General features: G+C 48.5%; 12 protein-coding genes. 8 read left to right on the top strand and 4 right to left on the bottom strand.

Annotation, left to right across the window (positions count from 1 at the left end; genetic code table 11):
• Positions 1-203: 203 nt before the first annotated feature.
• The 3 genes from EKG38_RS17075 to EKG38_RS17085 are packed head-to-tail and all read left to right on the top strand — an operon-like array spanning position 204 to position 3,404.
• Complete coding sequence (locus tag EKG38_RS17075; protein ID WP_126521430.1) at positions 204-1,664, top strand: radical SAM protein; 1,461 nt, start codon at positions 204-206, stop codon at positions 1,662-1,664.
• A gap of 16 nt (positions 1,665-1,680) precedes the next feature.
• Positions 1,681-2,637 carry a DUF547 domain-containing protein gene (locus tag EKG38_RS17080; RefSeq protein ID WP_126521431.1) on the top strand — a complete coding sequence of 319 codons (957 nt, stop codon included), beginning with the start codon at positions 1,681-1,683 and terminating at the stop codon, positions 2,635-2,637.
• Positions 2,634-3,404, top strand: coding sequence for a class I SAM-dependent methyltransferase (locus EKG38_RS17085; protein ID WP_126521432.1), 771 nt, complete (start codon positions 2,634-2,636; stop codon positions 3,402-3,404). Before EKG38_RS17080 ends, EKG38_RS17085 begins: the two co-directional genes overlap by 4 nt.
• Positions 3,405-3,506: 102 nt before the next feature.
• On the opposite strand, the gene EKG38_RS17090 is transcribed toward EKG38_RS17085, so the two are convergent.
• The 3 genes from EKG38_RS17090 to norV form a co-directional block, all read right to left on the bottom strand.
• Positions 3,507-3,845 (bottom strand): TehB family protein, encoded by a 339-nt coding sequence (locus tag EKG38_RS17090; RefSeq protein WP_126521433.1) that lies wholly within the window; start codon positions 3,843-3,845, stop codon positions 3,507-3,509.
• A gap of 77 nt (positions 3,846-3,922) precedes the next feature.
• Positions 3,923-5,068, bottom strand: coding sequence for an NADH:flavorubredoxin reductase NorW (gene norW, locus EKG38_RS17095; RefSeq protein WP_126521434.1), 1,146 nt, complete (start codon positions 5,066-5,068; stop codon positions 3,923-3,925).
• On the bottom strand, positions 5,065-6,561 hold the full coding sequence (norV, locus tag EKG38_RS17100; RefSeq protein WP_126521435.1) for an anaerobic nitric oxide reductase flavorubredoxin: 1,497 nt from the start codon (positions 6,559-6,561) through the stop codon (positions 5,065-5,067). Before norV ends, norW begins: the two co-directional genes overlap by 4 nt.
• Positions 6,562-6,939: 378 nt before the next feature.
• On the opposite strand from norV, the gene EKG38_RS17105 reads away from it, so the two are divergent.
• Positions 6,940-7,137 carry a hypothetical protein gene (locus EKG38_RS17105; protein ID WP_126521436.1) on the top strand — a complete coding sequence of 66 codons (198 nt, stop codon included), beginning with the start codon at positions 6,940-6,942 and terminating at the stop codon, positions 7,135-7,137.
• Positions 7,138-7,207: 70 nt separating this feature from the next.
• Positions 7,208-7,795 (top strand): class I SAM-dependent DNA methyltransferase, encoded by a 588-nt coding sequence (locus EKG38_RS17110; RefSeq protein ID WP_126521437.1) that lies wholly within the window; start codon positions 7,208-7,210, stop codon positions 7,793-7,795.
• Positions 7,796-7,854: 59 nt separating this feature from the next.
• Here the strand turns inward: EKG38_RS17110 and EKG38_RS17115 are convergent, their stop codons facing one another.
• Positions 7,855-8,754 (bottom strand): LysR family transcriptional regulator, encoded by a 900-nt coding sequence (locus EKG38_RS17115; RefSeq protein ID WP_126521438.1) that lies wholly within the window; start codon positions 8,752-8,754, stop codon positions 7,855-7,857.
• A 200-nt stretch (positions 8,755-8,954) separates the two neighbouring features.
• Between EKG38_RS17115 and EKG38_RS17120 the strand changes: the two genes are divergently transcribed.
• The 3 genes from EKG38_RS17120 to EKG38_RS17130 all read left to right on the top strand — a co-directional run bounded on the left by EKG38_RS17120 (position 8,955) and on the right by EKG38_RS17130 (position 12,399).
• Positions 8,955-9,674: an SDR family oxidoreductase gene (locus EKG38_RS17120; protein ID WP_126521439.1), complete on the top strand. Its 720-nt coding sequence runs from the start codon at positions 8,955-8,957 to the stop codon at positions 9,672-9,674.
• A 469-nt stretch (positions 9,675-10,143) separates the two neighbouring features.
• Entirely contained in the window at positions 10,144-10,473 is a 330-nt protein-coding gene (locus tag EKG38_RS17125; protein ID WP_126521440.1) for a c-type cytochrome, read from the top strand.
• Positions 10,474-10,686: 213 nt separating this feature from the next.
• Positions 10,687-12,399 carry a DUF3373 domain-containing protein gene (locus tag EKG38_RS17130; protein WP_126521441.1) on the top strand — a complete coding sequence of 571 codons (1,713 nt, stop codon included), beginning with the start codon at positions 10,687-10,689 and terminating at the stop codon, positions 12,397-12,399.
• Positions 12,400-12,405 lie beyond the last annotated feature (6 nt).

The raw sequence follows: 12,405 nt of genomic DNA on the forward strand, positions 1-12,405 counted from the left end.
CCACATAGGCAAGGTGAGTGTGATCTGGTGCAATGAAATCTCAATTTTACAAAATAGAAATGTGATATTTATCTAATGTACGGTTCAAACTGAACAGAAATAGAGCAGAAAATGTGAGGGGGGATGAAATGGTTAGTTCAAATAATGTGTCTATTCTTAAGTGTTGAACAATAAATACACAAGAAGACGGTAATCACAGCCTTATGAAGACAAAAGAGCGGCCCTACCTCTATTACGACACTTGCATATCGTTATGCTCGACCTGTCTGGAACGCGTCGATGGCAAGATAGTGTTTGCCGATGGGGCTGTGTGGATGCTGAAAAATTGTCCTGAACATGGTTTCGAACAGGTGATGCTCGCCGACGACATCGAATACTATCGCCGTAGTCGGGAAATATTCCTGAAAACTCCCGAGCAATGTCGCAGCTATAACACTAAGACCCGATGGGGCTGCCCTTATGACTGTGGGATCTGTCCCGATCACGAACAACACGGCTGCACCGTGCTCGTTGAGGTCACCGATCACTGTAATCTTCGCTGCCCAACCTGTTATGCCAACAGCTCTCCCGAGCGACAGACCCATAGAGGTATGGAGCAGATAAAGGCCATGCTGGATCTCGCCGTTAAAAATGAAGGTGAGCCCAATATCGTTCAGATATCGGGGGGTGAGCCCACCCTACACCCGAACTTTTTTGCCATTCTCGATGAGGCCAAGAAACGACCGATAAAACACCTGCTGGTGAATACTAACGGCCTGAAACTGGCCCAAAGCGAAGCGTTCGTGGAACGACTCGCCAATTATGCACCGGGCATAGAGGTCTACCTGCAGTTCGACTCTCTGGAGAATGACGCGCTGGAGATCATGCGAGCCTCGCCGCTGAAGCGCATCCACCAAAAGGCGCTCGAACACCTCAACAGATACCATGTCGCAACGACCTTAGTGGTCACCGTCAGGCGCGGCGTAAACGACCATCAACTCGGCGATATTATCGAGTTTGCCAAGCTTCAGAATTGCGTTCGCGGCATCACCTTTCAACCTGTGCAGGTGGCGGGTAGACTGGAGAGATATGACCAAGGTTATCAGGCAGCGAGAGACAGGCTAACCCTCACCGAAGTGCGCCGTAACATACTGCAACAGAACTCGACCTTCGCACCGGAGGATATCATCCCAGTGCCCTGTCACGCCGACAGTATAGCCATGGCCTACGCACTTAAGCTCGATGGCCAATTCACTCCCCTCACAGGGCTTATCGACCCGAAAACATTAATCGAAGGCGGCACTAACACCATCAGTTACGAGCGCGACAGCCTGATAAAAAACAAGATATTCGAGCTCTTCTCCACTCACCACTCTCCCGAAAGTCAGCCTCGAGCCCTTGCAGGCCTACTGACCTCAGGCAGCAGAGAGAGCGACTGGAACACCTTGGGTTATGAGAATGTGTTTAGGGTAGTGATCATGGAGTTTATCGATGCCTACTCCTTCGATCTCAGAAGCATTCGCAAAAGCTGTGTTCATATCGTGCATCCCGATGCCAAACGCGTTATCCCCTTCGATACCTTCAATATGCTCTATCGCGATGATCTGGAAGAGAGAGTCTTAAACCCTATCCGAGCTAAGCGCCCTAAGATGAAGGGTAGCGTCTCTCAGTATTTTGAGCCTTAAGAGGAAACCAAAATAGATGACCTTCAGCATAGGTAAATTGATATTTTCAATCCTGTTACTTAGCGGTTTTACCGTCGGGCTATGGTTTTGGAATACTCAGGCAAAGATAGAGCATATCGATGCGCCTCTGCCAGAGAGCTTCCCCGCTCAGGGGTTCTCTCATCATAGCTTTGAGCTGCTGCTAAAACGCTTCGTCGATAAACGAGGCGATATCGATTATGAGGCATGGAAGAAAACCCCCAATGCCCATTATGAACTTAAGCAGTATCTTGCTGCTGTCGCTAAATTCAGCCCTGAAAGTACTCCCGATCGCTTTGCCAGCGAGCAAGATGCCCTCGCCTATTGGATCTACAGCTATAACGCCCTGGTGATCCACAGTATCTTAGAGAATTGGCCGCTAAAATCCGTTACCGATATCAAGGCTCCACTGGAGGTGATTAAAGGCTTAGGTTTTTTCTATAAACAGCAATTCATCATAGGGGGAAAGGCATACAATCTATATAATCTCGAGCAGCAGAAGATGGTGCACGCCAAGGCCGATCCCAGGCTGCATTTCGTGCTCAATTGCGGCAGCGCTTCCTGCCCTCCCATGCGCCCCGAGTTGCCCGTTGGTGTAGAGCTCGAACCTTTTCTGCAACAAGCCGCCATTGAGTTTATCAATGACCCAGACAATGTTCGTATCAAGGATAAAGGCCAAGCTCTCGAACTATCCAAGATTTTCAGCTGGTATATCGACGACTTTGCTGCCGTTTCTCCTCTGAGTCTGGCGGCAAGGGCAGACAAGAAGCTGCCCACACCGAGTAAAGAGCGAGCCCTGATAAGTTACATTCAACAGTTTACCGATACGCGGCTTAATGAACAGATTGAACGGGCCAGCAACCAGCCGCTTGAATATATCGAATATGACTGGAGCCTCAACACCAGCCAGGGTGAGGATTCACCTCACACCGAACGAGAAGAGATTAGCAGATGAACTGCTGCACGGATCTTTATCGGCACCCATTGACCCACCACCTGCTGGGCGATAGCTTTCATCCCGGCGGCCTTGGGACCACGCGCTCACTCGCGGCTCAGTGTCTGGTTAATCGCACCAGTAAGGTGCTCGATATCGCCACAGGCAGAGCCACATCCGCGGCCTTCTTAGTCAAACAGTATGGTGCTCAGGTCCTGGGTCTGGACTTAGGCATGGATAATCTTCAAACGGCAAAACAGACCCATCGCTCGCTCACAAAACTTAACCTCATCAGCGGCGATGCCATGCAGTTGCCATTTCGGGATAACAGTCTGGATGTGGTGTTTTGCGAATGCGCCCTCTGCACCTTCGATAATCGCGACGCAGCGATGCATGAGATCTACCGCGTGCTCAAACCCGGCGGTTTTATCGCGATATCTGACATATTCCTCAATCAAACTTTGCCTGGCAAACTGGAAACGACACTCAATCGCTGGCTCTGTGTTGCCGGGGCACTGAGCCATGAAGCCAGCATTCAAAAAGCCGAGCAAGCAGGCTTTAGTCAACTACGCTTCGAAGATAGATCGGCAAGCATTTTGGCCAGCATAGACTCGATTAAACATAAAGTTAACGCTCTGCAACGGCTACCAGAAAAGGCTCTGGGATTAACCGGTACATTACCGATGGACTCGCTAAAAGATGGCAATATTCAAGACGCTTTGATACAGCTAGCTGAATTTATCGAACAAGGGGGAGCGGGTTATTACACGATATCGGCAAGGAAATAGCCAAGGCATGACCAGGAAGAAATAGTTCAAGGTGAATAGCCGGAATCATGTCTGACTCCGGCAATAAATTAAGCTTACTCTTAATCCCTATCGGTATAAGAGTTATTTTCTGGCATTGAATAGAGGGCTATCGCCTTTATCCTCTTCGGACCAGAAGTTGATATTGAACTGCGCATCATCGGACAGCTCGATACGGTGCCAATATTGAGGCGGACTGGTAGCAAAATTCCCGGCTTGAATAACCACTTTAGCTTCGTGTTCCTGAGCATGCTCATCGGCAAAGCCAAAATAGGTCACCACTCCCTCCATGACACACAGCTGACCAAATACCCCTTCGGCGGTATTGTGATGGGACAGCAATGCCGCTGGTACATTGGCCTTGGTAAAAAATGGTGTAGAACGCTGTATGGTCCAATTGGCCGGTATACGTAAATGACTCATAGTAACCTCTCTGTAATCTTTCTTAAAACGAATGGTAAATTCTCTTCAATAGTCTAGAAAAAAATATATTCAGTGTGTTAAATCGTAGCCGGAAGCTCACGCAACAGAGAAAATGCCTGCTTCATATGTCCGCCGGTAACGACGAAACCAATCAGCTTTTTCTCCTCATCGAAGGCTCTTGCTGTCATCCCCTCACTGTTTGCATCCATCTGCCAGTTGGCGTCGGTGCGGCTCGTGTTGCCACTTAACTGTATAGGCAGACGTGGCGTCTTCACCTTGACCATCATAGGCGGCAATGCCACATCGCTGGCCTGACCGAGTAAGGTTTTAGCCAGGGCATTGGCGCTCATCAATATCGGCTGCAGAAATGGCAGCAGATGCCCCTCTATTTCGGCGCAGTCCCCGAGAGCAAAAATATCAGCAGTAGAGGTTCGGAGCTGACGATCCACCACTATGCCGCGATTGGTTTTAAGATCGGTCTCAACCGCCAGCTGAATATTGGGTTTCAGGCCCGCCGCACATACCACTGCATCGACACTGTACTCTTGCCCGTTTCTCAGCGTTACTGAGATAGCATCTCCGGCTTGCTGCAACCGCTCGACTTGAGTCCCCAGCGCTATCTTCACCCCTTGATTGCCCAACGACTGAAACAGTTGCGAAGAGATAAAGTCGGGTAGCAGGCCCGGAAGCAGTGCCTCGGCCCTGTCGGTTAATATCACATCTCTATTGGCGCTTGCCAGATCCATCGCGATCTCGGTGCCGATAAGGCCCGCACCGATCACCAACACAGATTTCGCATTCGCAAGCTCAGCCTGAGCACCCCGATACTCTTCCAGGCCATTAAGCGTGATGATACGACCTGCCGCATCGCCATCGATAGGAGGCACGAAGGCCTTGGCCCCCGTCGCCAGCACCAGCTGGCCGTAGGCGATAGTCTCGCCATTGCAGCGTAACGTCTTTTGCGCCGCATCTATGCTCTCGACCCGGCGATGACGCAACAAGGTGATATCATGGATCTTGGCAAACTCATCGGCGCTCATCTTGATCAGATCCTGTGCCATCTGTCCCTTAGTGAACACATGACTCAGATCCGGTTTGGCATAGTCATCACCACTATCGGCGGTGATCACGGTAATAGCCTGTTGGCTATCTTGCCTGCGTATCGTCTTCACCAACTGATAGGAGGCGAAACCGCTGCCTATGATAACGATGGGCTGATTCATGCCGCGGCCTCTTTGGCAATAGGGTCAAACACTCCCTTACCTAAGCTGCAGTCCGGGCAGAGGAAGGTCTCCGGCACGTCGCTCCACTCGGTTCCCGGGGCGACATCTTGATTAGGCTCACCCAGCGCAGGATCGTAAACCCACTGACAAACGCTGCACAACATGCTTTGTCCCGCGGCCGTCTCGACACGGGTTGATGTCACTTGGGCATTCACGGCAGGCTCTGATGCCTCAGTTTCATTCAAAAGGGGCTCGTTGACGGGGGTTGCCTGCTTAGGCTCGATGTTCTCCAGCGGGTGCAACGCCCACTTACGCGCCACCTCTTTACCGTGCTCACGACACTCCAGCAGCGCCTTTCCATCCGGCCTCCACTTTGTCTTTAGCCCTAACAGGGTCTCAAATCCGGCATCGGTCAGACGTGTATGGATACGGTCTACCGCACCACCGTTCCAACCGAAACTGCCGAAGGCACCGGCCTTCTTGTTCTTAAAACGCAGCCCGGTGATCTCCTCCAGCATGCCGGCCACTTTTGGCATCATGACATTATTCATGGTCGATGAGCCCACAAGCACGCCCTTAGAGCGGAACAGGTTAGACAAGATCTCATTCTTATCGTGACGGGAGACGTTAAAGATCTTCACCGCAACCTTAGGGTCGACATCATGGATCCCCTGAGCGATGGCGTCCGCCATCATGCGGGTATTATTAGACATGGAATCGTAGAAGATGGTGATGCGATCTTCTTGGTACTCGTCGGCCCACTCCAGGTATTTATGAATAATTTGCGTCGGATCCTCGCGCCATACCACGCCGTGGGCGGTAGCAATCATATCGACTGGCAGGTTGAAGCTTAATACTTCATGGATCTTGGCGGTCACTAACGGGCTGAAGGGGGTGAGAATGTTGGCGTAATAGCGCAGACATTGATCCATTAGCTCAGTCTGATCGACCTCATCGTTAAACAGGCGCTCGTCACAGTAATGTTGACCAAAGGCATCGTTACTGAACAACACGGCATCGCCGGTCATATAGGTCATCATGCTATCGGGCCAATGCAGCATAGGCGTCTCGATAAAGATCAGTTGCTTACCGTTACCAAGATCTAAGCTATCGCCGGTTTTTACGATATGGAAGTTCCACTCGGGGTGGTGGTGATGGCCGGTGATAGAGTCGATGGCATTTTCGGTACAGTAGATTGGGGTACCAGGGATTTTTGCCAACAGTACCGCTAAGGCACCGGCGTGATCTTCTTCGGCGTGATTAATGACGATGTAATCGATCTGCTTCAGATCGATCTCCATCTCTAATTTTTGCACGAACTCATGGCTGAACTTATGATCGACGGTATCGATCAACACCGTTTTCTCTTCTTGGATCAGATAACTGTTATAACTGGTCCCTTTTTCAGTTTTATATTCAGTGCCGTGAAAATCACGTACCTCCCAATCACGTTGCCCGACCCACTGGATATTGTTCTTGACATGAATAGCCATGATTAAACCTCAAAAAATACTAAAATTAATAAACTTGGTTATCCTATAGCACAAGGCGGGCCAAGTTTTTAAGTGACTATATTTATGGGGTTTTGTTAAATAACAGTCAAATGCAACTGTCATAAAGACAGTGACAAAGATTGTGATAATGACAGTAGGTAGTCATATTGACATCCACAGTTAAGAGTGAAAAAGGATGTCTTAATAACAAGGGTAATTCACAGGTGAGCGAGGAAACGAGGAAGCGATTCTCACTCCTGAATAACCCACAAAAATGACTCTCTCTAATCTTTATGCCAATCGGTAAAAATAGTTTATATTCATAGCTATGAGCTGTAATACCTCACCAATAGCTCATAACCGGAAACAGGAGAATTTATGCATCTCATAATGAAAAGTCAGTTCGACAACTTACGACTCAACGACGATCATGAGTATTCTGCCGACGATAAAGGCGGGAAGAAGGTGGTGAAGATCTTCAAAGATGGTGAATTGATCGCTAAGAAGATCGTGGTTAAACGTTCGGTGCAATACTTTGGCATCACAGGCGTTGAGTCCCTATTTACACAAGAATGAAAACATCAAAACACTCTAGCCACACGAGTATATATCAGCACATTTAACTGAATAAAAAGGAAGAGATACCGTGAACAATGAATGGGATGAGTACGCTCCCGAGTGGGATAAAGATCCGTCAGTACAGGAGTATGCACTTAAGGTGTTATCTGAGCTGAATACCAAAAACCTGTTAGAAGAAGAGTTAACCATACTCGATTTTGGCTGTGGTACCGGCAATTTAACTCAGTTACTCAGCCCAAATGCTAAACAAATTGTTGCGTTGGATGGTTCACATGAAATGATTAAATTACTCGAGGAGAAAGACCTCGACAATGTATCGACAATTTCAGATTTTCTTTGCGATGAATTGATCAACAATCACCCCTATTTAAACCAAAAGTTCGATCTTATCATCGCCTCTTCCGTATGTAGTTTCTTACCCGATTATGAAGCAACTTTAGGCCAGCTGAAATCCTTATTAACAAGCGGTGGCTTCTTTATCCAATTCGATTGGCTCGCACAAGATGAAAGCGCCTCAATGGGCTTAACCAAACAACGCATACTGCAATGTTTAGAGACACATGAATTTAAACAGATCACTATCGAACTCCCTTTTGTCATGACCAGTTCAAAAGGCTCGATGGATGTCATCATGGCTTGTGGGACAAATATCTAACCCATTATTGTCAGACGCGCGACGGGCCAGGAGTGAATAGCTTCTTTCCGAATATGGGTTTAGACATACTCCATAAAATGCTGAGCCGCAAAAGAGACGAAGGCCTTTAGCCTGGCGGGCTGAAACCTGTCCTTGTGGTAAAGCAGATAAAATGGCGTATCGGCAACCCGCCACTCTTCAAATACCGACACCAGCTCACCACTGGCCAACTCTTGTGGACAATAAAGTTTCGGCAGTCTCACGATACCGTTGCCCGCTTGTGCACTCGCCTTCATGGCGCGACCATTCTTGCACCTAAATCCCCCTTTGATGGCAACCTCGACCTTGTTGTTGGGGTTTGATTCCTGCTCGAACAACCAATGATCGATAGAGCCTGTGATACAGAGATGATCTTTAAGCGCTTTAGGATGATCAGGGTAACCACGACGTTCGAGATATTGAGGTGAGGCCATGGTCATATTTTCTATGCTCATCAACTTACGGGCGACGATACCCGAGTCTTCGAGCTCCCCCATACGAAACACGAGATCAAACTCATCGACCACCAGGTCCACTCGCTGACTGCTGAAGTCGAGATTAACGCTGATATCCGGGTAGAGTGCGATAAAATCATTCACTAAGGCGGTAACGATCTCCTCACCAATAACCCCGCCGACGCAGTTAATATTGATCTGCCCCTGCAGGTGTCTGGCATTATCTACCGTACTCGCCACCGCACCGTCTATGGTTTCCAGAGCGGCCTGACACTGTTCGAAAAATTGCTGCCCTTGCTCGGTTAGCCGCTGGGCACGAGTCGTACGGGTGATGAGGCTCACGCCGAGAAAATGCTCTAACTGGGATAGCTGCTTAGACAGATGAGAGCGAGAGCAGCCCAGCACCTCGGCCGCCAGAGTAAAGCTGCCCTGTTTCGCAATCACGGTAAAGGCGCGTATATCCGCAAGATTCAGATCGCTGTTCATCGCTCATTCCTGCTCTTAATCACTTACGTTTAAGCCAATGTTCACACGGGCAATTAGAAGCCATGCGTAAACAATCATGTTCGCTATAGATTATATATCAACAATAAGCCTACCACTATAATGGCTCCATTAAACAGCTAGTCATCAATCAACTTACAGCTCGGTCCAATTATCCGAACTGAGTCAACGGGACAAAAATCATGAAACAACTTATTGTAATTACAGGTGCATCTTCGGGTATCGGCGCGGCAATGGCGAAGGCATTTAGCGTCAAGGGTCACCCACTCTTACTGCTGGCTCGCCGCATCGAGCCTATGCAGGCACTCGAACTCGAAAACAGCCTATGCATCAGCGTCGATGTCACCGATGGTGAGGCGATAAAAACGGCTATCGCGACGGCCGTTGAAAAGTTTGGTCCGGTTGGCGGCCTGATTAACAATGCTGGCGTGATGCTACTCGGTCAGGCGGACACTCAAGATCCTGCCGAGTGGGCTCAGATGCTTAACATCAATGTGATGGGAGTACTCAACGGAATTCATGCTGTACTGGCCGATATGAAAGCCCGCAAGACAGGCACCATCATCAATGTCAGCTCGGTTGCAGGCCGTAAAACCTTCCCCAACCATGCAGCATACTGCGCCACTAAATTCGCGGTACACGCACTGACAGAAAATATCCGTGAAGAAGTTGCCATGGATGACGTACGCCTTGTCACTATTGCGCCTGGCGCCGTCGAAACTGAGCTACTCGGTCATACCACCAGCGATGAGATAAAAGCCGGCTACGCAGATTGGAAAGAGTTCATGGGCGGTGTTGTTGCACCGGAAACAATTGCAGAAGCGGCCCTGTTCGCCTTCGAGCAACCTCAGAGTGTCTGCGTACGTGAAATCGTATTGGCCCCGACTCGACAGCAACCTTAAGGCACTAATCAGATATTTAGTGCAATTGGTATAGCACATTATTTGTAATATTGGAGGGCGGGAACAAGTTTTGTGAACCCGTCACTCCATATCTTTCCCCCTCTCCCTATTCATCCCTCCTCCCGCAACCATCCATTAACAACTGGTTATTCCATTATTGGTAGAAAAAGGAATAGCAAAAGTGCATAAATGTGATCAAGGATCGCTATAAATTGTTTAAAACAACGAAAAACCTCTCATAAACAAAAAAACAACTAACCTGCGCAACCGCCTGAAATAAAACAAATTAAAAGAAATGTCACAGCCAATCCATTAGATTTTTATTCATGATATTTTGTTCAATTAGATTTTTCTTGTAAATATGATCAACATCAAATTTACATCTACTCCTTTTTGCTAAATTTAGTAACAAGGCAGAGTCATTCTGCTAACTATAAGTAAGTCACATATTCCAGTGGCTAAGGAAAAGATGATGAAACCGATAATAACAATAGGCGCATGTATCGTACTCGCATTCTCGCTAAGTGCTCAGGTATACGCAGCAGATGGTGGTAACCCTAAGAAGGGCAAGCACCTGTACAAGAAACAGTGTAAATCTTGTCACAGCAAAGGTGACACAGCCGGAGAACTTACTCCGATGAGCAAGACCATGAGTCAGTGGGATCGCTACTTTAAGCGTCTGAAACATAAAGGCGATCAAGAAGCCTTTAACGCTCTGTCTGAAAAGGATCTAAAAGATATTCAGCAGTTCCTTTACGACCATGCGGCCGACTCGGACCAACCACAAACCTGTGGTTAATATAGTTAGCAATTAACCGCTAACCAACTACTAATAAATGACAAATTTGAAAATATGGGGGGAACTCCCCAGGCCTCCCATCAGCCTGAATTTGTCGATAGTTAGTCAGATTTTAATAAATAGATGTAAGGCCTGAACCTTAATTAAGACCTTAACTCATGAGTGACTCGACAAGAACTAAAACTCAGCCGAGCACTCCCAAGGAGAGATGTTATGAGAACCTTAATATCACTGCTCGTTGCAAATGCACTGGCGCTATCGGGATCGGTATATGCTGGTGATACTGACGATCAAAAGATTGCCGACCTGAAGAAACAGCTCGAAGATATCACCAGTGAGCTGGACGATATCAATGACCGCGTGGACAGTAATGAACGTCACTCGGCACTCGACAGAATTCTTATCACAGGTGATTTCCGCACCAAAGCGCACTCACTCCACTATCAAAATGTCACCTGGAACCCTGCAATCAAGGTGAATTTCAGCGACTTCGGCGCTAAGGCGATGTCAGGCGCATTCGGTATGCCAAACGACCCGGCCTCCCCCTTGGGTAAGATGATGGCAGCCGATCCGAATCTGGCAGCGGCGTTTCAGAGCGGCCAGCTTCAGGGAACCATGCCTTATGTCTTAGCACAGAAGACGACTCAGGATATCGATAACGATATCTTCTACACCACAAGACTCAGACTGAATCTGAAAGCCAAAGTATGGGACAACGTCAGTTTTGCAGGCCGTCTGAGCATGTTCAAAAACTGGGGAGATTCAACGGGTGTACAGGTATTCGACTCCTGGCGTTCATTCACCATGGATGGCACCAGCAGCGGTAACCCAAGCGGTGACTTTTTACGAGTAGAACGTGCCTATTTCGACTGGAAGAATATCGGTGGCTCACCTCTCTATCTCTCAATCGGACGTCGACCTTCAACCTATGGCCCACCAACCCAGTATCGTGAAAATGAGAAGCGTGGCGGAACACCTTCAGGTCACTTAGTGAACTTTAACTTCGATGGCGCAACCATGGGCTATCACTTGGGTGACATCACAGGTGTAGAAGGCCAGGTCATCCGTTTCTGTTATGGTCAGGGCTTCGAGTCTCAATTCGGTAACGGCGAGATGTTTGGCGATATCGTCACTAAAGATACTCACCTCGGCGGCTTCAACATCGATGCGATTAACGATGGCAAGAACTTCCTCCAATTTACCCTGTTTGGCGCCAAAGATGTCAACGATGGTTTCAAAGGCACCATGGCATTTCCGACTCAACTTGCCGGAATCTTTGCCCCAACCATGTACCAGGACATGCAGAAGTTCAGCAACTTTAACTTCGAGACCCGTGTACAACCCAGTGGTGTAATTGGTGATATGTTCCTGGGCGGAATTGGTTTCGCTCGCGAAGAAGATAACGATGTTAAATGGTTTGTCTCTGGCGGATGGACTCGCGCCGACGGTAACGGCAATGCCGGTATGTTCGGTGGCATGCTCAGTGATGCAGTATTTGAAGCTCAGCTCAATGCCGATGGTAGTGAAATCATCATGATGCCAAGCGCGGCCGACGATAGTGGTCCAAAAGATGGTTACGGTATCTATGCCGGTATTCAGATCCCTGCACCTTACGGTAAGTTCGGTCTCGAGTATAACTATGGTTCTAAATACTGGACACCATTCACTCAGGCACAAGACGATCCTATCGGTAGCAAGTTAGCGACTCGCGGACATGTCGGTGAAGCCTACTATATGTTCGATATCAACCCACGCATGTTCATCAAGCTCGCCGGCCTATACTACGATTTCGAGTATACAGGCAGCGGCACCCCAGTCGGTGCGCCACAGGAGATTGATGAAGTTATAGCAGGCAGCGCTTACTCGATGCTACCTGTGGTCGATACCGCTTTTGACATCAACGCGTCTCTGACCGTTAACTTCTAGTCCAGC

This window comes from Shewanella canadensis (genome assembly GCF_003966225.1).
Classification (GTDB): Bacteria; Pseudomonadota; Gammaproteobacteria; order Enterobacterales; family Shewanellaceae; genus Shewanella; species Shewanella canadensis.